The sequence below is a fragment of the Nitratireductor sp. genome (genome assembly GCF_017794765.1).
Lineage (GTDB): Bacteria > Pseudomonadota > Alphaproteobacteria > Rhizobiales > Rhizobiaceae > Nitratireductor.
Window position 1 is genome coordinate 1,558,178 of sequence record NZ_CP051236.1, and the last position, 22,978, is coordinate 1,581,155.

The following is a 22,978-nucleotide window of genomic DNA, read 5'->3' on the forward strand; positions in this document are numbered from 1 at the left end:
TGTCCTGTTCCTCTTCTCTGGTTCCATCAATGTTGCGTCCTTCTCACCGGGACATCTGGTTCAGCGGCACGTAGTCATGCTCGTAGCCGAAGTATCGGGGCCCAACGAGCTCAAGTCCCTCGGGGGTCGACCATTGGGGATCACAGGCAAGCCCGATCATATTGACCGCCAGCCCGTAGCGAAGCTGCTCTGTTGTGACGGGAAGGCCGCCATCGGCATCGAGCGCGCAGATCAGATCGGGTGTGACGGCCAGCAGGCCATCATCGTCGCGGCAGACCAGGAACTCGTTCTGGAACTCGACGGTGAAGCTGCGTCCCTCGTCTTCGTCGATCCCCTTGAAAAGAGCCTTGCCGCGGGCAAAGCCCCCGACGGTTCGCCGGTCGATGTCGACGACGCGGCCTGTAAACAGGCGCTTGCCGTCCAGGCGCTTCAAAAGGGCGGCCGCAGGATTGCGGCTTGCCTTGCGCTCCGCCGCCATCGTCTCGCCGATCTCCTTGATCAGCGACATGGTGCCGTGAAGAATGCCGCGTTTCACCTCTGCTCCACTCATGGGGTAGAGTGCGACAAGTGCCGCGCCGCCCATTTCCACCGTCTGGCAGCGCGCCAGTCTTTCGGTCCAGCGGTTGGAGATCGCATTGATCACCGAGCTGTTGCCCTTGTCATCGGCCAGCACCATCGGTGTTGCCGAAATGCCATGGATCGTCAGCGTCACCATCTGCAATTCCGGAAATGCCCGGCCCATCCCGTCGCCATCGACCAGCGGCAGCCCGGTGGCGGCTGCAACGGCATAGGGGATGGTGGAATTCAGGCCACCGGCCTCAATGCAGATGAGGGCATCGGCCTTGCGACCCAGAAAGGTCTCGAGCTGGCTGAGCGCCTCGCGCGCTTCCTCGCCATTGGGCAGTTTCTCGACCATCACGGTCGGAGCTCCCATCATGCAGACGGGGATGCACAAGGCGTCGTCGGGAAGTTCGTCGGCGGAAATAACGGTGACAGGACCGTGCGAGGCTATGACCTGCTTTGCCATCAGCTTTCCGATATACGGATCGCCACCGCCGCCGGTACCCAGAAATGCGCCACCCAACGCAATGGCGTCCATGTCATCCGCGTTCACGGAGAAGGATGTCATGCCGCGCCTCCCTTGTCGTTCATGTCCATCGGCTTGAAGGCGATGTCTCCGAAGCCGAACCCTTTCGGGCCCACCACATCAAGCGCTTCGGGGCTGCGCAGGAGCGGATGGCAGGGAAGGGCGAGCACGGCCACGCGCTGGCCGTATCGCAGCATCTCGGTGGAGATCGCCTCGCCGCTGTCGGCGTCCAGAACGACGATCAGATCAGGCACGATGACCTCGATCTCGCCGTTGCGCGAGAAGATCAGGAACTCGTTCTGAATGTGAATGGAGGCCTGATCGTCTTCATGGATGTCAAAACCCTGGATGATTGCTTCGCCGCGGACGAAGCCACCGGCCAGGTGTCGTTTGAGATCGACGATCTTGCCCCGAAACACCACTTCGCCGTTTTCGCTCTCACAGATCGCTTCGACGGGATCGCGGTGCTCGCGTCGGGCATCGAGTACGGCGTTCCCGAGCGAAATGGCTTTGCTGTAGGAGTGCGGAATGGCGTAGCGCTTGATGAATTCTCCCGACATGGGAGCGCTTGCCAGCGTCGAGGCGCCGCCCTGGGAGACGACGCAGGCTCTTGCCATCCGCTCGTGCCAGAGTTCTGAAATCGCATGGTCGAAGATCACCACATTGCCGTGCGGATCGCACATGACACTTGGCGTCGAGCGATGCCCGTAAATGGCATAGGTGGTCATCTGCATTTCAGGAAACGCGCGGCCCATGCCGTCGCAGTCGACGACAGGCAGACCTGCCATGGCGGCGGCGATGAGGGGTTCCATGGAATTCTGGCCGCCGATCTCCTCACAGGCAATCGCGTCCACCTTAATGCCCAGGCGCTCTTCCAGCGCCCTGACACAGCGCAGCCCTTCGCGTCCCTCCTTGATGCGTTCATGCGAAACGAGAGGCGCGCCAATGCCGCCCATCGCCACGATGCGTGCCTCGTCAGGAACGCTTTCCAGAGGGATGATCTCCATGACATGGCCATCACGCAAAGCCTGGCGCACCCGCAGTTTGCCGATATAGGGATTACCGCCGCCGCCCGTGCCGAGAATGCCCGAGCCGATTTCCAGCGCGTCGACCATCGCCTCATCGAGGCGCCAGCGGCCGTCCAGGCGATCAAGCATCATGACCTCCCATCTCGCCCACGACCTTGACGTGAATGCGGGTCGCATTTCCCGGCAGATAGGCCAGCGGCACATCTTCGCGCTCGATGGTCTCGATCGTTTCGGCCACGGCACCGGAGCGGATGGCCTTTTCGCGCGCCTCGTCCTCGGCCTGTTTGAGGCAGATTTCGCGCGTCAGTCCTTTCTCCAGCGAGAAGATGCGGTCGACCTCCCCGCTGATCTGCGCGATTGCAGCGCCAACAGCATTGGCCACGGCGAAATTTTCCGGCCGCATGACTTTCAGGTCGCCGATCTGCTCCGGCATCAAAATCGAGCCGCCACCGACTGCAATGACAGGGACGGGGTCAGGAGAAAGGCGCGTGCGCTCGATGGCGCGCTCCAGCATGCTGGTCATCTCGGTGCGGGCTGCTTCCAGAAGGGCCGGATCGAGATCGGCGACACGGGCGCGGTCACCCACCTCCGCTTCACCCCGGGCTACGGCGATATCGGTCGTGGTGAGCGTGTCACCGCCAAAGACACGTGCTTCCCGCGTGATGCGGTAGCCCACGGATTGCGGGCCAACGGTGACCCGGTCGCCCGATTGGCGCACAAGCGAGCCGCCGCCCAGACCGATGGAGAACACGTCGGGCATGCGGAAGTTTGTACGCACGCCGCCGATGTCGACCACAGTGGCCGCCTGGCGCGGAAAGCCGTGCTGGAGCGAACCGATATCTGTGGTGGTGCCGCCAATATCCACAACGATGCCGTCGCGCACTCCCGTGAGGAAGGCGGCCCCGCGCATGGAATTGGTCGGGCCTGACGCGAAGGTCAGCACCGGGAAGCGCTTTACCGTCTCCGCGCCCATGAGAGTGCCATCGTTCTGGGTGATGAAGAACGGGCAGTGAAGGCCGGCCGATTTCAGGGCCTCTGCGAAAGCTTCAACCGTACGCGCACTGAGCTGAAGCAGGCTTGCATTCATGACGGCAGCGCTTTCGCGCTCCAGGAGTCCGATACGACCGATCTCGCTGGAGAGGACCACCGGGATGTCAGGGCACTTTGTCAGGAGACGCTTACGGGCTTCCTCTTCCATCTGCGCATTGATGGGACCGAATACGGATGTGATCGCGACGGCTCCGATGCGCTTGGCGTTGATGTCGTCGGCAATTCGGTCGATCTCCTCAAGGTCGAGTGCGGCAAGCTCGCGGCCATCGAATTCGTAGCCGCCGCGCACGAGATAGCCATGGCCCCCGACTGCCTCGCGCAGGTCGTCCGGCCAGTCGACCATCGGTGGCAGACAGGCGGTTGCCGGCAGGCCAAGTCGGATCGCAGCAACCGGATTCACATGACGGCGCTCGATCACCGCGTTGGTGAAGTGTGTCGTGCCGATCATGACGGTCGTGATTTTCGAACGGTCGATATCGGCCTTGGAAATTGCCGCTTCCATCGCTTCGCGCACGCCGGAGGTGACGTCCTCGGTTGTCGAGGCCTTGACGCCGGAAAGCACATTGCGGCCCTGCATGATCACCGCATCGGTGTTCGTGCCGCCAACATCGATCCCTAGACGATACATTTTTCTGGTCCTGCCTTTCTGAACGGTTCTCAGGCCGCCGTGTCGACGAGGTAGCGTCGCCGCTCCTCATCGCTCACGCGGGGTTTGTGGGCTTCTTCCTCGTCGCTGATCACCGGAACGGCGGCGATGAGCGCGCGGGTGTATGGGTGCTGTGGCGCCTGGAACAGCGTGCGCGGTTCGCCGGCCTCGACTATCTCTCCGCGCAGCATGATCGCGATCTGGCTGCAGAAATTGCGCATCAGTGACAGGTCGTGAGAGATGAAGAGATAAGTCAGGCCGAGCTCTTCGCGCAGCCGCGTCAAAAGCGCGATGACATTCTTCTGCACGGAGACGTCGAGCGCGGATGTCGGTTCATCCAGTACAATGATTTCCGGATCGGCGGCGAGGGCGCGGGCAATGGCGACGCGCTGCTTCTGGCCGCCGGATAGTTCATGCGGGTATTTTCCGACATAGCTGGCCGGCAGGTCGACCTGCGCGAGAAGGTCAATGATCCGCGTGTCTCGCGCCTTGCCGTGCATGCCGGCAAATGTGAGCGGGACCGCAAGCGTCTGACCTACGGTGCGCTTCGGATTGAGAGAGGTGCCGGGGTTTTGATAAACGATCTGGATCTTTCGCCGGAAGGCATCGCTGCCGCGTTCGCTTGCGACCGATTTTCCATCGACAGTCACCGTACCGCGGGATGCATCGATCAGCCCCATGACCATGCGCGCAACGGTGGTTTTTCCCGAACCCGATTCACCGGCAAGGCCGAAGACTTCTCCGCGCCGCACCGATAGCGACACGTCCGAAACGGCCACATGTCTGGTTCGCCGGCCGATCAGGGGTTTCTGCTCAAAAACCTTTGTAACGTTCTGCATCTCCACGATGGGCGCAGCTGTCGCGGGCTTCTGGTCTTCCACCTTCTTCCCATAAAGGGGCGGGATCGCATCGATCAGTTCACGGGTATAGTCCTGGCGCGGTGTGGAGAAGATCTCGCCGAGACGTCCGTGCTCAACGATCTCGCCATAACGCATCACATAGACATCGTCCGCCATCTGCCGCACGACACCGAGATTGTGAGTAATCATCAGCAGGGAGAGGCCGTTTTCATCGACGAGACGGTTGATGAGTTTCATGATCTCATCCTGCGTCGTCACGTCGAGCGCGGTCCCCGGTTCATCGGCGATCAGGAGATCCGGCTGGTGCAGAAGGGAAAGCGCGATCAGAACGCGCTGACGCATGCCTCCGGAAAGCTGGGAAGGATAGGCGGAGACAATCCGCTCCGGATCATTCAGCTGAACGCGGCGCAGGACTTCGAAAATCCGCTTTTGACGCTCCGCCGCGCCCGTTCTGCGTCCGAGACGCCGGTCGGCATGATACAGGACGTCATCGAGATGCCTGCCGATCTTGAACACCGGGTTGAACGAGGAAAGCGGGTCCTGCATGATCACGGAAAAGGCGGTGCCCTTGAGCGCGTCGCGCCGGGCTGTCGGCATGCTCAGAACATCCTCATCGCGATACTTAATCGATCCGCTTTCCACCCGTGCGTTGCGCGGCAGCGTTCCCAGAATGGCCTTGCTGGTGACCGATTTTCCGGACCCCGTTTCCCCGATCAGGGCGACACGACCACCTTGCGGGATTGTCAGAGCAACATCCCGCAACACATGGTGCCGGCGTCCATAGGTCTGGAAGGCGACGTTAAGGCCCGAGACATCGAGAAGTGCGGTCATCGTCAAACCTCCACGTCGAACATGTCGCGGAGCCCGTCGCCCAGCAGGTTGAAACCCAGGGTGGCGTAGAAGATGGCAAAGCCGGGTGCCAGAACGCCCCACCACATCTCCGGCAGGAACTGCCGACCGTCTGCCACCATGGATCCAAGGTCTGGCGTCGGTGGCTTGACCCCGAGGCCCAGGAAGGAGAGCGTCGCACCGAACAGGATGACGAAGGCGGCATCCAGGGTCGTCTTGACAGAGATGACGGAGATGCAGTTCGGCAGGATCTCGCGGGTCAGAATATGCCAGTGGCTTGCGCCGGCAAGCCGCGCCGCCTCGACAAAATCTTCAGCCGCGATCGACTTGGAAACGCGATAGACAAGACGCGCATGCCAGGTCCACCACAGAAGGGTGATGGCGATCATCGCGTTGACGAGATTGGGTTCAAGCACATTGCCGACCGCAAGCGCCATGACCAGCGGCGGGATGGCCAGCATGACATTGGTGAGCCCGGTGATGAGGCGCTCTGTCCAGCCGCCGAAGTAGCCGGCCGCCAGCCCCAGTGCTGCTCCAAGCGGAACCGCCACGGCAAGAACACCCACAACCAGAAGAAGGGAAACCCTGAACCCGAAAATGACCCGGGTGAGAATGTCACGTCCGACCTTGTCGGTGCCAAGCCAGTAGGTAAGGTCTGGTGCGGCGTGTCGCGCCCGGAAATTGACGGCCGCTCCCACATGTTCGGGATAGGGCACAATCAATGGTGCGAGGATCGCCAGCAGAATGACCGATAGCACCATGGCTGCGCCGATGATGGCGGTGGGATTGCGCGTGAAGCGGTACCACGCCATGTAGCGCGGTGTTAGAGCTTCGAGTTCAAGAGGCCTGCTGGAGGGCATCAGCGCGCCTCCTTCAGACGGAGACGCGGGTCAAGCATGAGCAGGATAATGTCGATAGCGATATTGGCGACGATGAAGAAAAGGCCTGACAAGAGGACAACGCCCATCACCGCATTGAGGTCCTTCTGGAGAATGGCGTTGAGGCCATAGGAAGCAAAGCCACCCCATGAGAAGACGAGTTCGACCACGAAAGCGTTGCCGATCAGCGAGGCGAACTCCAGTCCCATAATCGTCAGCGGTGCGATGGAAGACAGTTTGAGGAGATAGCGGAAGACAATGACGCGATCGGGCACGCCGAAGGACTGCAGTGTCAGCACATGATCGCGTCGCTGGTTCTCGATCATTGCGGACCGCGTTATGCGCGTGATCTGGCCGATACCCGACATGGCGAGCGCAAGCGCGGGAAACAGAATGCGCTGAAGCGCGTCCAGGAACACATCGAAGCGTCCGTGAACAAGGGAATCCACCAAGAGCAGCCCTGTGGGCCCCGTGGGTGCGGCCAGCGAATGGTCGATCCGGCCGATGATCGGCCAGTCCGTGAGGAAGTATGCTGCAAAGAGCTGGAGAAGTATGGCGAAGAGGAAGCTCGGCATGGTGACGCCGACGATCGAAAACAGCCGTCCCGTATTGTCGATCCAGGTGTTGCGATAGCGCGCGGTGATGACGCCAAGCGGAATGGCCAGCAACGCCATCAGGATGACGGTGACAAGGACAAGCTCCAGGGTCGCCGGAAGCAGGCTCGCGATTTCGGTGCTGACAGCCCGGCCAGAGATAAGCGAGCGGCCGAGGTCGCCCTGCAGCGCGTTGGTGGCGTAAGTTACGTATTGTTCGAGCAGAGGACGATCGAGCCCCATTTCCATACGCATCGCGTCGACCTGCTCTTGCGAGGCGCTCGGTCCGAGTGCGATGCGGGCGGGGTCGCCCGGCACTACGCGGGCGAGAACGAAAATCATCAGCGACAGAACAAACAGCACGCCGACGAAACCGGCAATGCGCTTGGCGAAGGTGTAGAGATAGTTCTCCTGCATGCAGCCTCGATCCCCGAACCGCCGCACCTGTATCGGTGCGATCTTTGTTCTGGTTATCCTGCGGCTGTGAGGCGTCCCGTCGCAACGCCTCAAGAGTCTAGGTTTTGATTAATATGGTATAGGTTTTTGCCTCAGAGCCAGCCAAGTGATCGCGCTGCTGCGACCGCTTCAGAACGACGCCGACAGCCCATCTTTCGGTAGGTATTGGTGAGGTGAAACTTGACGGTCACCTCTGAAAGCCGCAGTTGCCGCGCGACAAATTTGTTGGTGCCGCCTTCGGCCACAAGTCGCAAAACGCGTAGTTCCTGCGCGGTGAGCACCGTGGATTTGGCTTCACGCCCAGGAGAAAACCCGTGGAGTTTTCGTAGTGTCGCGCGTCGTTCGGCGGTCGATACCACTTGTGACCCCACCCGCTTGTCATCGACGAGTGCGTCCACCAGGCTTATGTCGCCGAGCAGGTGGGTGATGACACCGATGCGGGCCAGTTCGTCCAGAAGCTCTGCAAACAGGTGACGGGCCCGGGTCATGTCGCGGTGAACCCGTGCCAGGTAGGCGGCCCAAAGCCGCAACCGGCCCCTGTCTCTCTCGCCAATATGTTCATTGCGCAGCAGCGCTTCGATCTGGGCACGCAGCAGAGGCCTTCGGGGAAGGTGTTGAATGAGATGGCGCAACCATGCCATGGCTAGTTCGATTTCGATGGGGTCGACCAGGCGCGAGAGTGCTTCTTCTGCCGTTTCCACCCAAGTCAGGTTGATGCGCGACTGCACGGCCATGAGCCGGTCGGCGGCGGCTTGCCAGCGATTGGCGTTCTGAAGAAGCTCGACCTCGCGCATGGTGATCGCCGTGTTGAAGCGGCGGGAACGCCATTCCTGTACGCGCCACTTGTCGAGAAAACTGATCGCCGCGCCAAGCCCCACCTGGCGGCTGACCACCTGCGAGCAATAGACAAGCGCAAGCTCGACCACCGCGGGCCAGATTTCTCCATAGGCAAACTTGTCAAACTCTTCGGCCACGAAGCGGACCAGATATTCGGCGTCGCCCTTCTCGTAGGCCAGAACGCCTTCCAGCAAGGACATAAGTCGACGATCGGCAGGGACGTCGAAGGGCACGCGCTCAAGGGCCTTCCGCGCTGCCTGCACGCGCAGTTCCGCCTCTGAGAGCATGCCGCGTTGCAGCGAAAAGACGACACAATGCAGTTCGATGTAGAAGACGAGCAGATGGGCCTGTGCCTGCTGATAGTGATAAAGCGCGCGCTTGGCGATCTCCTCGGCCTCGTTCAGTTCCCGCCGCTGCAGGCAGACCGCGAGCATTGCGTTGTAGAAACTGCCGCGATGCAGATGATCGTCAATCGGCAGTTCGGCGAGCATGTCGAAGAGCTTTTCGCGGAGCTGATTGGAGATGGGTTGATCTTCATAGATCGCCATCAGGAACCGGAACTGCCGTACTGCCAGCGGGTAGCGCCCGCGCGCGGAGATGACAGCTTCGAGACTGTGCATTTCGTTGCCGAAATGCTGGGCCATGAGATAGCGTGCATGGGTGACGTTGCCAGCCTTGAGCGCGTGCATGGCAAGCGCCATGGTCAATGTTTCTTCGGTGTCCACCATGGCCCTGGGAAATCGGTTCAGGACGTCGAGACAGGCGTCGTTTCCATGGAAGTGGATGAAGTAGATGCCACCATTTTCCTCAAACAGTGTCAGCGCACGCTGGTGGTCCCCATTCTCCTGAGCGGCGACAATCTGCGTTACGGGATCGTCCATGGACGATTGCGAGCGCTCCTCTTGCGCCACGGTTCCCGACAAGTGTTCTACCGCGCTTCGCCTTGCCACAAGTGTGTTTTCTTCATGGTGATATCGGATTGTGCGGGGAAGCTTGCCGGCCAGCCTGCGGGCCGCGCCTCGCTCATGGCTTCCGACCAAAAGCGTGCACAGCTCAGAGCCTTCATTCCCGCTATGCAGACGAAGCAGAAGCGCCCGCTCGTCCCGGGGAAGCAGGTCGACAAGATCGGCGAGGAGATCAGGCAGCGGCGAACGCATGGGAAGCGGTATAGCGCTGCAAGGGGAATTTCACAAAGCCGTTATGGCTCTGGGAAAAGTCCGCTGCCGGAGGCCCTGGCAAGGAACGGCTGGCCACCGGACCACGGTGGAGGGCAACCCGCAGGCGTGAAAGGGTCGGACTTCCACGAATGCGAGCCTGTGCGAAACCGTTGCGGCTAGGCGTCCCGGGTTTTGCCTGCCACGGAAGCATGCCAAGGGGTCAGCCAGCCACGCAACTGGGCGATCAGCGTGTAGAGCGTTAGCCCGATCAGCGTCAGGAGCACGATGACGGCGAAGAGGCCGGGGACCTGAAGCTCCTGGAGCATGGCGACAGCGAGATAACCGAGGCCCTCATTGCCACCGATGAATTCGCCGACAATGGCGCCGATCATGGACATCACCACCGCCACTTCCATGCCGGCCAGAACCACGGGCAGGGCAGTGGGAAGGTCGAGCATGGTGAAGCGCTGGATCGGATTTGCCTGCAGCATGACGAACACGTCGCGGTCACCCGGTTCGACGGAGCGGAAGGCGACAAGCGCGTTTGAGAAGACCGGGAAAAAGGAAAGTGCCGCGGCGATGACGATTTTCGATTCCAGCCCGAAGCCGAACCACAGGATGAAAAGTGGAGCGAGCGCGATCTTTGGAATGAGCTGCAGGCACACGATGAAGGGTTTGAAGGCCCATTCGAGCATCTGCACACGCGCCATCGCCATGCCGAGCGTGATGCCAAGAAAGACGGCGATCAAAAAGCCTGAAACCGCTTCGATGACAGTCACCATCGCATGACGCCAGACCTCGGCATCGCTCACGAGCTCGATAAAGGCGACGACGATCTGAAAGGGCGTCGGCAGAATGAAGGCCGAAACCTCGGCGGTGCGGACATAAACCGTCCATGCGATCAGAAAGAGTGCTACCGTCGCAACAGGAAGTGCGACGCGGATCAAACGGTCGGTGCCCATCAGTGGTCTCCTGTCAGACTGGCGCGAAGGCGCAGGAGCATGTCCTGGAATTCGGCGTTGCGTTGCAGATCGAGCGTGCGCGGACGCTCGAAGGGCATCTCGACCACTTCGGTAATCCGCGCCGGACGGGCCGCAAGCACCACGACGCGGTCAGAAAGAAAGGCCGCTTCCGTGATGGAGTGCGTGACGAGAATTGTCGTGACATTTGCCTTCGCGCAGACCGACATCAGCTCCATGTTGAGCGTGTCGCGCGTCATGGCATCCAGCGCGCCGAAGGGTTCATCAAGCAACAGAACCTGAGGCTCGGTGATCAGGGCACGGGCGAGTGAGGCCCGCTGGCGCATGCCGCCGGAGAGCGCGGAAGGGCGAACTTTCTCGAAGCCCTTGAGGCCAACGGTTTCGCAAAGGACATGGGCGCGCTCTTCCCGCTCTGCCTTGCTGACGCCGCGCAGCCGCAGCGGCAGGGCAACATTTTCCGCGACCGTGAACCACGGAAAAAGCCGCGCTTCCTGAAACATCATGGAGATCGGGCGGGTGGCTTCCGCAGAGCGTTTGCCATTTTCCCAGACGGAGCGGTTTCGGACGATGATCTCGCCCTCGCTCGGCCGCTCCAGGCCGGCGATGATGCGCAGAAGCGTGGTCTTGCCGCAGCCCGATGGGCCGAGCAGGGAGATAAAGTCCCCCCGCTGCATGTCGAGCGTGGCATCGCCGATGGCGCGGACAGCGCTTTCGCCCTGTCCGAAGGTCTTGCCGACACCCAGAATGCGGATGTCGGCGGTATTTGCGGTGGTCATGCTTTGAGGGCCTGGTCCAGGAGCTCGTTGGTATAAAGCTCCGTGGCCGGGACCTTCCTGTCGATCAGCTTTGCATCGGCCAGCAGCCCGACGGCCATTTCCCAGACCTCCGGTACATTGCGCAGAATATTGTCATTGCCCTTGGAAGCCCAGTTCTCCGCGTTGGTACGCAGATCCTTCTGTGCCGTCTCGAGATTGTTCAGGCCGGTGACCTCGTGCTTTTCGCCGATGGTCCTGAGAATGGGCTGCAGATCCCCGGTCGTGACGATCTCGCTGGCTGCGCGATGGGTCGCACGCAGAAAGGCGACGAACTTCTTCGGGTTTTCCGCGATCTGATCGGGACGCGCCACATAGACCTGGCCGGGCATGCCATCGTCGATCGGCATGACGTTCACATCATCCCTTGCCGAACTGGCGATGATCATCGAGGACGTGTTGCCGAGGAAGGCACCGGCGCGACCGGCCTCGATCAGGGCAAAGGAAGCAGCCGAGTCCGCGACCTTGACCTTCTCCACCGTGTCGGGCGAGACACCGGCACCGGACATCATCAGATCGAGCGTGCCTTCCATGGAACCGCCGAGCGATGCCATGCCGACTGTCCGGCCTTCCAGATCACTGATTTCGTTCACCGGATTGTCCGTGGAGGAAAGAACAAAGAAGGGGGAGCGCTGCGCGATGGTGGCGATGGAAATCAGCGGTGCATCATTGTTGACGCGCGAAACGATGTAGTTGGTGCCACCGGTACGGCCCGAATCCATCTGCCCGGCAATGGTCATCTGCGCGGCAAGTGCCGCACCCTTGCCAGCCTGAAGGTTCATGGAAAGACCCTCTTCGGCGTAGTAGCCCGCAGCATCCGCATAAATGACCGGCGCGAACGCAAGCGAAAGCGAAAAGGGTGTAATAAAGTTGAAGGTCTCTTCGGTGTGTCCCTTGATGGGGAACGAGAGCATCGCTGCACTCCCCATCGCTCCCAGCATCAGGTTTCGTCTTGTCAGTTTCATTTTATGCGCCCCTCTGTTCAAATTTGAACTCAGTGTTCAATTAAGTCTAATCGTAAATCGGCGGCTCTGGCAAGAGCGGTTTGGCTAGCCGGATAACAAGCGTTTGGGGGTCATGTGTCCGTGATTGGGGAAGAAGGTTTTGGCAAACCTCCCAAAAGGCGCGTTATGGCATCTGCCGTGCGTTCGACCTCGTGCCGGACTGTTTCATCGATGCTGTCGACCCGGTCGGCCGATGCTGCCTGAGTGGCGTTTATGGCAGCAACGACATTGCCCTCAATGTCGCGCACGGGCGCGGCGATGCTAACGATGCCGGTCTCGAAATTGCCGATCTGAACAATCGACCGCGCATTCCGGTCACGCTTCCACTGTGCGGTCACCTCACTCAGACTGCGCGGCGTCTGGCCTGGCGCATTCTGGTAGGTCTCGTCGCGAAAGAGCCGGATCAGCTCTTCCTCGCTGAGATCCGCGAGCAGGACGCGGCCCATCGTGGTGCCGGCGGCAGGCAGGCGACTGCCGACATGAACAATGCTGGCAAGCCCCATATGGCTGGGCACGCGCAGCATGTAGAGCACGAAGCGACCATCGCGCACGCCCAGATGCGCCGACCAGTCGGTCGCGTCGCGGAGTTTTTCGAGCTCGGGCAGGGCCACCTCCACCAGCTCGCGCGTTGCCAGATACCCATAGCCCAGCCGGAGAACGGCGGGCCCAAGCGTGTAGCGTGCGGTTTGCTGATTGTGCAGGAGGTATCCCTGGTGCGTCAGCGTGTAGACCGTCCGAAAGGCCGCCGAGCGGGTGGTGCCGAGCTGGCGGGCGATGTCCGAAAGCGTCATTTCTCGGTTATTGGGGGTGAAGGCCTGCAAGACCTGAAGGCCGCGGATCAGGCCGGGGACAATGTATTTGTCGTCGGAGAGTACAGTGTCTCGGGAAGGTGTGGGTGTTTTATCCATAAAACGCTGTCTAGCAGGTAAAACACTCTTGTCCTAGCCTGCGGTCAACTCACAGGAGAGGAAAACCGATGACCATACACACCACTGCTGCTTCGGCGCTTGCTCAGGAACTTGCCGCCCATACGGGACGTTTCACCGACAAGACGTTTGACTGGAATGCCTTTCCGTCGAACGCAGGTTTTGACGATCTGGCGCGTGCGCAGATGCGCTATATCGGCGCCGGCGGCTCGCCGAAAGTGGGCGACACATCGACCCTGAAGCCGGATCATTTCACGCTGAGCCTGATCCACAAAGAGCCCGGCAAATATGCAGCCTGCCATAGCCATGAGATCGAAGAGAGCTTTCTCATCATTGATGGTGTTCTGGTGGTTGGCTGGGAGAAGGATGGCGAGGTGGTCGAGGTCAAGCTTGGCGCCAGGGACATGATCCTCAACGCCCGTGAGATCGGCCATGGCTTCCGCAACGACGGCGTGGTGCCGGTGCTGATGTCGATTTCGGTCGATGTGGGCAAGCCGCTGCCGCCGGTCTATCACTATCATCCCAAGGAGCATCCGGCGGAGCTGGCGCGCAGCTTCGGCGCCGAGCCCGGCAAGACGCTCCCCTTCGATCGCAATGGCAGCCACCCGCTGCAGAAGCTGATGGCGCAGTATGTGGTGCGCCACAGCGAACTGCCAACGATCTGGGAGAAGGCGGGTTTTACCCGCAAGGTTTATGTGGGCGAGGGCGGCATCCAGCATGACACATGCCGCAAGGAAATGCTTGGCATACCCTCCAAGGTTGGCATCAAGCCGATCGTGCGCGACGTAGAGGACGCCTATCTGGTTCTTGAAGGATCGCTCATTGTCGGCTGGGAAGAAAATGGCGAGACCGTGGAGGTGGAGCTCGGCCCGCGCGATCTGGTCAAAACGCCGGCCGGTCGCAAGCACTGGTTCCGCAACAACGCCGCAGCGCCTGCCACGGTGTGGTCGGTTATCGGTTCGTCGAAGCCCGACGGGATTGTCTACGAAGCGGCGTAGGATCACCCATCGCGAGATATGAAAATGCCCCCGGCTTCGGCAAGCCGGGGGCATTTTATATTGCGGTCATTGTTGTCGGCAGCACTCAGGCCATTTCGACAATCTCGACCGCCCACGCATTGTAACCATAGACCCAGTCGGCATTCGTGCCCTGTTTCAACCAGTCATTGGCGAGCGATCCGCGCTGGACCTCGGATGTGCGTGGTATGCGGGCGGTTTCGTAGCGCCGCAGGGCTTCAGGTATGGAGGCCGGGGTGGCGCCTTCGAGCGCCCGGGCCAGAACGACCGCGTCCTCGATTGCCATGCAGGCACCCTGCGCCATGAAGGGCACCATTGGGTGAGCGGCATCGCCCAGAAGTGTGATCGTGTCTCGGGACCAGCGCTCCATGGGGTCGCGCACATGCAGCGCTGAACGGGTCACGGTTTCGCAAGCGTCGAGCAGGGCACGCGCCTCGGGATGAAAATCCGCATAAGCGTCGCGCAGCTCCTGAATGGCTCCGGGCAGGGTCCAGCCTTCCTCGGTCCAGTCATCCTGCGGTGTGGTGGCAAAGACGAAGATTTCAGTCCCCAGATTGAGCGGAAAGGTGACGATCTGGCGATCTGGTGTCGGGCCCCACCATTTGGTGAAGGAATCGAGATTGGGAATGCCTTCACCGCGCTCGCGCGGGAACACGGCCCGGTAGGACACCAGACCGGTGAAGCGGGGATGGTCCTCGCCAAAGAGCGCGAGACGGACGGCCGAATGGATGCCATCCGCGCCGATCAGGAGGTCGGCCTCGAACCGCGTTCCGTCCGTCAGGATTGCCACGGCTCCATTGTTGGTCTCTTCGGCTCCGGCGACCTGCGCGGCAAAACGGATCGTGTCTGGAGCAAGTGCGCCTTCGAGTGCGGCAAGAAGGTCCGCGCGGTGAATGGTCAATTGCGGCGCGCCATAGCGTTCTTCGGCTGCCGTGCTCATGGGAAGGCGAGAGGTCTCCTCGCCGCTATCCCAGATGCGGCTGATGCGGTATTCAGGGCGCGCTGCCGTCTTGCGCAAGACGTCGCCAATCCCAAGCCCGTCGAGCGCATGCACCGCGTTAGGCGTAAGGTTGACGTCGGCGCCGATGCGTCCGAAGGCGCGGGCGCGCTCGAAAATCGTGACGTCGTGCCCCTGTTTTTGCAGCGCGATTGCCGTTGCCATTCCACCGACGCCGCCACCGGCTATGCCGATCTTCATCCAGCTCACTCCCGATATGTTCAAATAAGAACTTATAGTTCAATAAATAACGGTATTCCCTGTGGTGTGCGGTGTCAACGCGGAGCTCTCCCCTGGCGCAGCACAAAGCCTTGCGCACAGCCCTGCCACGCGGTCCTTGCCGGAAGATCACTGGGAAGGAGAACCGAAGATGAAACGCTTTCCAGCGGCCAGTGCCGCTCATGAAGGGGCAGTTGACAAGGGCTGCGGGATTCGTCATTCTAATTTTGAACAATATGTTCTTATTTGAACATGATGCGGGAGAATGAGATGGACGCCTTTAAAGATCGCCTGTCACAGCGTGCCTTCGACACGGGGCGTCCCGGGCTGGAGCATCAATGCCGGGGGCGTGAGCTGGATGAACGCGAGAACGCGCTCGCCGACGCCCTGATGGCGATTTACGCCACCGGCGAGCACGACTTTTCCGCCGTGGCACAGCAACTGGCCGAAAAGGGCGTGGTTGCGCCACGCTCCGGAAGAACAGACTGGACGGAAGAGCTGCTTAACGAAGAGCTCGTGGCGACGAACAGGGAACTGGACGCGGCATACGAGGCTCACGGCTATGGCGCTTGAGTTTCGCTCTGTCACCAAGGAGTTCACCACCGGAGCGGGGCAGAACCTTGTTGCCGTTAACGATATCGGTTTCCGGGTGAACGAGGGCGAATTCGTTTCCGTGGTAGGCCCCTCCGGTTGCGGCAAGAGCACGATCCTGAGCATGACCGCCGGACTCTACCAGCCGACGCGCGGTGAGGTTCTGGTCAGTGACGAACCTGTCAGCGGCCCCAATGCGCATGTGGGCTTCATGTTGCAGAAAGATCTGCTTCTGCCCTGGCGGGACATTGTCTCGAATGTCGAGTTCGGTCTGGAGGCACGGGGTGTCGCGCGGTCGGAGCGTCGCGACCGGGCCATGGCGGAGCTGAAGCGCTGTCATCTGGCGGGCTTCGAGAACCATTTTCCATACCAGCTCTCCGGCGGCATGCGTCAGCGTGCGGCCCTGGCACGGACGCTGGCGATCAAGCCGGAAATCGTCCTGCTCGATGAGCCCTTTTCCGCGCTCGACGCGCAGACCAAGCTCCTGCTGCAAAACAGCTTTGCCCGAACGATCTCCGAGACCGGCAAGACGACGCTTCTGATCACCCACGATCTGGCCGAGGCGGTTTTGATGTCCGACCGTATTCTCGTCCTGTCCGAACGCCCCGGCACGGTCGTGGCGGAGATCAAGGTCGATCTGCCGCATCGCGACGAGCCGCTGCAGCGCCGCGTCATGCCCGAAGTCAGCGACTACGCGGCGCAGATATTCAAGCATTTGAAGCTGGAAGAAAAAGCCATCTGATTGGCCACAAACAAAGGGGAATTCCGATGAAACGCATGCTCAAATCGGCGCTTGCCGCTGCCATTCTGACGGCCTCGGCCGTGAGTGCGATCGCTGCCGAAAAAGTGACTTATCTCTTCCCGGCACCTGACTTCCTGCCGGCTTTTGCACCGTTCCAGCTCGCCAAGAGCAAAGGCTATTTCGGCGATGCTGGCCTTGATGTGACTTTTCAGGTGGGCAAGGGCGGCGCCGATGTGGCCACCCAGGTCGCGGTCGGCAATGCAGATCTTGGCGGAGGCATTGGCGACACGCCGATCATCGTGCGTGCCAACGGGCTCGACATTCGTGGCGTTGCCCTGCTCGGCGGGCGCGGCCTGACGCAGCTTGCCTGGCGCAAGGACAGCGGCATCACCGGTCCTGCAGATCTTAAGGGCAAGTCGATCGGCGTTCTCGCCTTCCAGGACACCACTTATTACAACCTGCTTGGCGTGCTGGCTTCGGTCGAGTTGAGCAAGGCGGATGCTGATATCCAGGCGGTCGGCCCGGGCGGCATCATTCAGTTGACCATTGCCGGAAAGCTGCACGCCATGTCCGGTGTGCCGGAATGGATTGCCGCCATCGAGGCAGCAGGCGTCGAGATGGAGCAAATGCCGGTCGACGAGGTCTTCCCGGCCATGGCGCAGGCCATCATCGCTTCCGACAAGACCATCGAGGAGCGTCCCGAGGTGGTGCGCGGCTTCGTCGGTGCCGTTCTGAAGGCGGTTGCCGATATTTCTGCCGATCCGGCACAGGCGGCAAAGGACTATGTCGCCGCCGTTCCGCAGCATGCGGGCAAGGAAGCCGAGATCGAGGGCATTCTGCGCTCCTATGCCACGCTGGTTTATCCCGAAGGCGAGAACCAGCCGCTCGGGGCATTCGATCCGACACGCATCGGCAAGGTGCAGGCATTCTATGTCGACAACGGCATCGTCCAGACCGCCGTTCCGATCGATGATCTTTACACGAACGAATTCGTCCAATGACACAGGTCGGTTCGATGGAGACCGGGGCGAAAGCCCCGGCCGAGGTGGCAAAGCCCGTTATGAGTTCGCAGAGTAAGACATATCTGGCCAGTCTGGCGCTTCTGGTGCTCGTTTTGCTCGCCTGGCAGTTCCTGCCACCGGCGCTCGGGGTGCCGAAATTCATCATCCCGACGGTGACGGACTGCCTCATCGAGATGAAGCGCATGCTGCTTCAGGAAGGGTTGGTGGGCCACACGCTCTCGACGGCGCTCTATACGGTTCTCGGCTTTGCCATCGGAAGCCTGCTTGGTGCGGTGATCGGCTATCTGCTCGGCATGTCGGAGTTCTGGGAGAAGGTGCTTTCGCCCTACATCCTGGCGCTGCAAATCGCTCCGAAGGTTGCCTTCGCGCCGCTGTTCATCATGTGGTTCGGCTACAACGCCATGCCGAAGCTTCTGGTGACCGTGTTGATCGTGTTCTTTCCCGTTCTGGTCAATGTGCTGCAGGCCATGCGCACGGTCGACCGTGATCTGGTCAATCTGGCACGTGCCTACAACCTTTCCCGCTGGGGCATTTTCATGAAGGTCGAGATGCCGTCGACCCTGCCCAATCTGATGGCCGGGCTCCGGATCGCATCCACGCTTGCGGTGATCGGTGTGACGGTTGGCGAACTGGTGGGCGGAAACACCGGGCTCGGCTTCCTGATTTCCTACGGCGGCGGACAGGCGAATGCGGCGATGGTCTTCAACGCCATCGTGCTTCTGACCGTGATCGGCTTCCTGCTCTACACGGTGCTCGTGCGGATCGAGGAACGGGTGCTGCACTATCTGCCGAAAGCCCAGCATTAGACCGGCGCAAGACAGTGGCCCGAAGCTGGCTTTGAACAAACAAGACCACCGGAGGCGGGAGGCTTCCGGGATCCAGTACGGAGACGGACATGACAGGCATCGACAAGAAATCGCTGATCGAGGAGCGGGTGAACACCGGTCTGCATGGCCAGTGGTACCCGGTGGCCAAATCGGTGGAGGTCAAGGCGAGCAGACCCTATGGAACACGCGTGCTCGGCAACAGGATTGTCCTGTGGCGCGATGCGGAGAACCGGCTGCACTGCGTGGAGGATTTCTGCCCACATCGCGGCGCGCCGCTCTCCTACGGCGAAATTCACGAGGGCAATATCGGCTGCCGGTATCATGGTGTTGTCGTGAATGGCGAGGGTGTGGTGGTGCGGGTTCCGGCCATGCCCGAATGCGCGCTGGAAGGGCGCAAGGCGCTTAAATCCTTTGAGGTGGCGGAAGCTGGCGATGCCGTATTCGTCTACATACCCTCCGCAGAACAGCCCGAAGCGCCGCCGCTGGCGCTGCCGAAAGAACTGACCGATGAGGCCTGGACGGGCTTTCTGTGCACCGGCGAGTGGAAGACCAACTACCGCTACGCGCTCGACAATCTCGCAGACCCGATGCATGGCTGCTACCTGCATGCGGAAAGCTTCACGCTTGCCTTCGGCTCCAAGCAGGACCTGATGAAGCTCGACAAGACCGACACGGGCTTCCGGGTCAGCCGCGTCGGCCAGGTCGGCGAGAATTTCGACTGGACAGAGTTCGAGGTTCATCCCGGCTCGATGTTCTGTTTCCTTGAAATCCCCTATCCGCCGGCAGCCGGTCCGGGCGGCGTGTTCCGCATCATCGGCTTTGTCACGCCCGTCGATGCCACCACCTGCAAGGTCTTCTTCTGGCGCATGCGCAAGGTCTCGGGGCTTGCCCGCGAAAGCTGGCGGTTCCTTTATCGGGCGCGTCTGGAAAAGACCCATTGGGACGTGCTCGAGCAGGATCGGGTGATGCTGGAGGGCATGCCCGATGACGCGCGCAGACGCGAAATGCTCTATCAGCACGATCTCGGCGTCTCCCGCGTCAGGCAGATCCTGACCCGCGCGGCCAAGAGCCAGATCGAAGCCGAGATGGCGGCCGAATGATGCTTCAGGGACGCACCATACTGGTGACGGGAGCCGCACGCGGGCTTGGCGCCGAGATCGCCAGATGCCTGGCGAAACACGGTGCGGATCTCGTGCTTGCCGACATCGCCGAGGAGGAGGGCCGCGCGGTCGCAAAAGAGATCGGCGCGCGCTTTATCCCGCTCGATCTTGGCGAGCCGGCATCGATCGATGCGGCGGCAAAGGCGTTGGGCGAGGTGAATGGCGGCACCCTGCATGGGCTCGTCAACAACGGCGCCATCGCGACAGGCATTGGCGGTATTCCCTTCGATGAAATCGACATCGAAAGCTGGGACCGGGTGATGCGGGTCAATGTGCGCGGCACCTGGCTGATGACGCGTGCGGTCGCGCCGCTTTTGAAAGCTGCGGGCTCAGGCCGGATCGTGAATGTCGCGTCTGACACGGCGCTCTGGGGCGCGCCGCGCCTGATGTCCTATGTCGCCAGCAAGGGCGCCATGATGTCGATGACGCGGTCGCTGGCGCGCGAACTCGGTCCCGACCGTATCGGCGTGACGGCGGTTGCCCCGGGCATCCTGACGACGGAATCCACGGACTACGTGCCGGAAGCCCGCCACCGGCTTTATGCCGAGGGCAGGGCGGTGCCCGGAGCACAGGCCCCGGGCGAGATCACGGAAACCATTGCCTTTCTGCTCAGCGAGGGCGCGCTCGCGCTCACCGGGCAGGTCCTGCCGGTCAACAATGGTTTTGTCTTCAATTGAGGCGGTCATGACGTTCAAAGAGCACATATCCGGCAATATCGCCTATCTCGAGCGCCCCGGTGCGGGCGGTCCGACGCTGGTGATGCTGCACGGGGTCGGCTCCAATGCGGCCTCTTTCGTGCCGCTCCTGCCGCATCTGCCGCGCGACTGGCGCATCGTCGCCTGGAACGCGCCCGGCTATTGCGGATCGTCACCGCTCGATGCCGAATGGCCGCTGGCGAGCGATTATGCCGAAGCGCTGAAGGTGTTTCTCGACCGGCTGGAGCTGGAGCGGGTCATTCTTGCCGGCCACTCGCTCGGCTGCCTGATGGCGGCGTCCTTCGCGAGCACGCACCGCGACCGCGTTGCCCATCTTCTTTTGAGTTCGCCGGCGCTCGGCCATGGCGTCCCGCGGGGTGCCACGCTGAGTGCTGCCGCTCAGGCGCGCATTGACGACCTTGAGGCACTGGGCGCGGAGAAATTCGCCGCGCTGCGTGCGCCGCGGCTGGTCTTCGAGCCTGAAGCCAACACCGACATCGTGGACCGTGTGCGCCATGGCATGGCGCAGGTGAGCGTGCCGGGCTACCCGCAGGCAGCGCGCATGCTGGCGTCCGGCCGTCTTCTGGATGATGCGGAGCGCCTGCAGGTGCCGACAGACGTCATCGTCGGTGCGGAGGATGTCGTGACGCCGCCCGATTCTGCCCGCCGTGCCCATGCGGCGTTGCGCCAGCCATGGCGTGGTGCGCTCACGCTGGTGCCGGGTGCCGGGCACGCCCTTTACCAACAGTCGCCCGCCGCCTTTGCAGCGGCGCTGGACGCGTTTGCGGAAACAGCCGGCTGAAGCCGGCAGGAGGAACGAGCATGGCAGATACAGTTCGCGTCGGCAGCCTTCGGGGCATCATGATGCGCGGGCCTGGCATCACCGGCACGCTGCCGTTTTATGAGGATATGTGGGGGCTAAGCCTCGCCCACAGGGAAGACGGCGTGGCGCTTCTGCGTGGCACCGGCAGCGAGCCATTCCTTTATGGACTGAAGGATGGGCCGGTCTACGGCATCGAATATGTGCATTTCGCGATGCCCGATCGGGCATCGATGGACGCGCTCCACGCCCAGGTCATCGAGCGCGGTGGTGTGGTGCTTGGTGAGCCGGGACCATTCGACGATTATGCCGGTGGCTATGGTTTCGAGATGCTCGATCCGGACAACAGGCGCCTTCGGTTCCGCACCGATGCGCTGAGCCTTGACGAGGAACCCGAATGGGCCAAGCCGCGCAAGGTGAGCCATGTGGTGCTGAACACTCCGGACATGGAAGGCGTTCAGGAATTCTATACCCATGTTCTGGGTTTCCGCGTTTCCGATTACTCCGCCGACCAGATGGTCTTCCTGCGGTGTAATTCGGATCACCATTCCATCGCTCTCGTGCGGGGCAATTATGCAAGCGTCAATCACGTCGCGTTTGAAATGCCCTCGATCGACGAGTTCATGCGCGGCATCGGCCGCATGAAACAGAAGGGTCATGTGCCGACCTGGGGGCCAGGGCGGCATGGGCCGGGCAACAACCCCTTCGCCTATTTTGTCTCGCCCTCGGGCTTTGTCATCGAGTTCACCTCCGAGCTGCAGCAGATCGATGAGGAAACGCACGAGGCCCAGGTCTGGCCACGCGACAAGCCGGAAGCGATGGACCGCTGGATGACGGCGGGCCCGCCGACACCTGCCCAACGCGCAGTTATGCAGGGCAGGCCCGATCCCGGCTTCCCCGAACTCGCACCAGCCGGGGGGAATGTCTGATGCACTACGGATATGACGGCAAAGTCGCGGTTGTCACCGGCGGTTCGTCCGGGATCGGTCTGGCAACGGTGGAAACACTGCTTCAGTCGGGCGCGAGCGTCGCATTTTGCGCCCGTACCGAAAGCCGCTTGAACGACGTGGCCGCGGTTCTCATTCGCGATCACGGCGAAGAACGCGTGATGGCGCAGGCCTTTTCGGTTCTCGAACCGGAGGCGGTAAAGGATTTCGCCAGGGTGGTGGAAGACCGCTTTGGTGGCTGTGACCTTCTGGTCAACAACGCCGGGCAGGGACGCATTTCCACCTTTGAAGACACATCGGACGATGACTGGCGCGCCGAATACGAACTCAAGCTCTTCAGCCAGATCCATCCAACCCGCGCCTTCCTGCCGATGCTGCGCCGCGCAAAGGGTGCCATCGTCGCGGTCAACTCGCTTCTGGCCTACCAGCCCGAGCCGCACATGGTCTGCACCTCTTCGGCGCGTGCCGGGGTGCAGAACCTCGTCAAATCGCTGAGCGTTGAACTGGCTCCCGATGTTCGGGTCAACTCGATCCTGCTTGGGCTCGTAGGTTCCGGTCAGTGGTCGCGCCGCTTTGCAGAACGCGAGGACCAGAGCCAGAGCCGCGCCGAATGGTACGGCGCGCTGGCGGCCAAGAAGGGCATTCCGCTCGGCCGCCTCGGCAATCCGGCGGAAGCGGCTGCCGCCATCGCTTTTCTCGGTTCGCCTGCGGCGAGCTACATCACAGGCGCCCAGCTCGAAGTTTCGGGCGGCCTGTCTCGTTACATTTGAAGGACACGG

General features: G+C 61.5%; 22 protein-coding genes. 10 read left to right on the forward strand and 12 right to left on the reverse strand.

Features of this window, described 5'->3' with window-relative positions; translation table 11 throughout:
- Positions 1 to 43: 43 nt before the first annotated feature.
- From HF949_RS07410 to HF949_RS07460, 11 genes are all read right to left on the reverse strand, one after another.
- Positions 44 to 1,129, reverse strand: coding sequence for a DUF917 domain-containing protein (locus tag HF949_RS07410; protein ID WP_292899488.1), 1,086 nt, complete (start codon positions 1,127 to 1,129; stop codon positions 44 to 46).
- Positions 1,126 to 2,247 carry a DUF917 domain-containing protein gene (locus HF949_RS07415; RefSeq protein WP_441338390.1) on the reverse strand — a complete coding sequence of 374 codons (1,122 nt, stop codon included), beginning with the start codon at positions 2,245 to 2,247 and terminating at the stop codon, positions 1,126 to 1,128. Before HF949_RS07415 ends, HF949_RS07410 begins: the two co-directional genes overlap by 4 nt.
- Positions 2,237 to 3,793 carry a hydantoinase/oxoprolinase family protein gene (locus tag HF949_RS07420; RefSeq protein WP_292899490.1) on the reverse strand — a complete coding sequence of 519 codons (1,557 nt, stop codon included), beginning with the start codon at positions 3,791 to 3,793 and terminating at the stop codon, positions 2,237 to 2,239. The genes HF949_RS07415 and HF949_RS07420 overlap by 11 nt, the downstream gene beginning before the upstream one ends.
- 29 nt (positions 3,794 to 3,822) lie before the next feature.
- On the reverse strand, positions 3,823 to 5,502 hold the full coding sequence (locus tag HF949_RS07425) for a dipeptide ABC transporter ATP-binding protein (protein WP_292899492.1): 1,680 nt from the start codon (positions 5,500 to 5,502) through the stop codon (positions 3,823 to 3,825).
- 2 nt (positions 5,503 to 5,504) lie between these two features.
- Positions 5,505 to 6,380, reverse strand: coding sequence for an ABC transporter permease (locus HF949_RS07430; RefSeq protein WP_292899494.1), 876 nt, complete (start codon positions 6,378 to 6,380; stop codon positions 5,505 to 5,507).
- A complete protein-coding gene (locus HF949_RS07435; protein WP_292899496.1) occupies positions 6,380 to 7,408 on the reverse strand; it encodes an ABC transporter permease in 1,029 nt (342 codons plus the stop codon). The genes HF949_RS07430 and HF949_RS07435 overlap by 1 nt, the downstream gene beginning before the upstream one ends.
- 131 nt (positions 7,409 to 7,539) lie before the next feature.
- Entirely contained in the window at positions 7,540 to 9,441 is a 1,902-nt protein-coding gene (locus tag HF949_RS07440) for a helix-turn-helix transcriptional regulator (protein ID WP_292899498.1), read from the reverse strand.
- A 176-nt stretch (positions 9,442 to 9,617) separates the two neighbouring features.
- Positions 9,618 to 10,403 (reverse strand): ABC transporter permease, encoded by a 786-nt coding sequence (locus HF949_RS07445; RefSeq protein ID WP_292899500.1) that lies wholly within the window; start codon positions 10,401 to 10,403, stop codon positions 9,618 to 9,620.
- On the reverse strand, positions 10,403 to 11,197 hold the full coding sequence (locus HF949_RS07450) for an ABC transporter ATP-binding protein (RefSeq protein WP_292899501.1): 795 nt from the start codon (positions 11,195 to 11,197) through the stop codon (positions 10,403 to 10,405). The genes HF949_RS07445 and HF949_RS07450 overlap by 1 nt, the downstream gene beginning before the upstream one ends.
- Positions 11,194 to 12,198, reverse strand: a complete 1,005-nt coding sequence (locus HF949_RS07455; protein ID WP_292899502.1) for an ABC transporter substrate-binding protein — start codon at positions 12,196 to 12,198, stop codon at positions 11,194 to 11,196. The genes HF949_RS07450 and HF949_RS07455 overlap by 4 nt, the downstream gene beginning before the upstream one ends.
- A 110-nt stretch (positions 12,199 to 12,308) precedes the next feature.
- The gene (locus HF949_RS07460; protein ID WP_292899504.1) at positions 12,309 to 13,145 is read right to left on the reverse strand and encodes an IclR family transcriptional regulator; all 837 of its coding nucleotides are present in this window, start codon (positions 13,143 to 13,145) and stop codon (positions 12,309 to 12,311) included.
- Between the two features lie 68 nt (positions 13,146 to 13,213).
- Between HF949_RS07460 and HF949_RS07465 the strand changes: the two genes are divergently transcribed.
- On the forward strand, positions 13,214 to 14,161 hold the full coding sequence (locus HF949_RS07465) for a cupin (RefSeq protein WP_292899506.1): 948 nt from the start codon (positions 13,214 to 13,216) through the stop codon (positions 14,159 to 14,161).
- An 85-nt stretch (positions 14,162 to 14,246) separates the two neighbouring features.
- On the opposite strand, the gene HF949_RS07470 is transcribed toward HF949_RS07465, so the two are convergent.
- Positions 14,247 to 15,377, reverse strand: a complete 1,131-nt coding sequence (locus tag HF949_RS07470; protein WP_292899508.1) for an FAD-dependent monooxygenase — start codon at positions 15,375 to 15,377, stop codon at positions 14,247 to 14,249.
- Between the two features lie 288 nt (positions 15,378 to 15,665).
- Here HF949_RS07470 and HF949_RS07475 point away from each other — a divergent pair, with 288 nt between their 5' ends.
- The 9 genes from HF949_RS07475 (at position 15,666) to HF949_RS07515 (ending at position 22,969) form a co-directional block, all read left to right on the forward strand.
- Positions 15,666 to 15,968: a recombinase-like helix-turn-helix domain-containing protein gene (locus HF949_RS07475; RefSeq protein ID WP_229447728.1), complete on the forward strand. Its 303-nt coding sequence runs from the start codon at positions 15,666 to 15,668 to the stop codon at positions 15,966 to 15,968.
- The gene (locus tag HF949_RS07480; RefSeq protein ID WP_292899511.1) at positions 15,958 to 16,728 is read left to right on the forward strand and encodes an ABC transporter ATP-binding protein; all 771 of its coding nucleotides are present in this window, start codon (positions 15,958 to 15,960) and stop codon (positions 16,726 to 16,728) included. The genes HF949_RS07475 and HF949_RS07480 overlap by 11 nt, the downstream gene beginning before the upstream one ends.
- Positions 16,729 to 16,754: 26 nt before the next feature.
- Positions 16,755 to 17,729, forward strand: a complete 975-nt coding sequence (locus HF949_RS07485; protein ID WP_292899513.1) for an ABC transporter substrate-binding protein — start codon at positions 16,755 to 16,757, stop codon at positions 17,727 to 17,729.
- Positions 17,726 to 18,556 (forward strand): ABC transporter permease, encoded by an 831-nt coding sequence (locus HF949_RS07490; protein ID WP_292899515.1) that lies wholly within the window; start codon positions 17,726 to 17,728, stop codon positions 18,554 to 18,556. Before HF949_RS07485 ends, HF949_RS07490 begins: the two co-directional genes overlap by 4 nt.
- A gap of 89 nt (positions 18,557 to 18,645) precedes the next feature.
- Positions 18,646 to 19,677 carry a Rieske 2Fe-2S domain-containing protein gene (locus tag HF949_RS07495; RefSeq protein WP_292899517.1) on the forward strand — a complete coding sequence of 344 codons (1,032 nt, stop codon included), beginning with the start codon at positions 18,646 to 18,648 and terminating at the stop codon, positions 19,675 to 19,677.
- Entirely contained in the window at positions 19,674 to 20,414 is a 741-nt protein-coding gene (locus HF949_RS07500; RefSeq protein WP_292899519.1) for an SDR family oxidoreductase, read from the forward strand. The genes HF949_RS07495 and HF949_RS07500 overlap by 4 nt, the downstream gene beginning before the upstream one ends.
- Positions 20,415 to 20,421: 7 nt before the next feature.
- Positions 20,422 to 21,234 (forward strand): alpha/beta fold hydrolase, encoded by an 813-nt coding sequence (locus HF949_RS07505; protein ID WP_292899521.1) that lies wholly within the window; start codon positions 20,422 to 20,424, stop codon positions 21,232 to 21,234.
- A 20-nt stretch (positions 21,235 to 21,254) separates the two neighbouring features.
- On the forward strand, positions 21,255 to 22,181 hold the full coding sequence (locus HF949_RS07510; RefSeq protein ID WP_292899523.1) for a VOC family protein: 927 nt from the start codon (positions 21,255 to 21,257) through the stop codon (positions 22,179 to 22,181).
- Positions 22,181 to 22,969: an SDR family oxidoreductase gene (locus tag HF949_RS07515; protein WP_292899525.1), complete on the forward strand. Its 789-nt coding sequence runs from the start codon at positions 22,181 to 22,183 to the stop codon at positions 22,967 to 22,969. Before HF949_RS07510 ends, HF949_RS07515 begins: the two co-directional genes overlap by 1 nt.
- Positions 22,970 to 22,978: the final 9 nt, after the last annotated feature.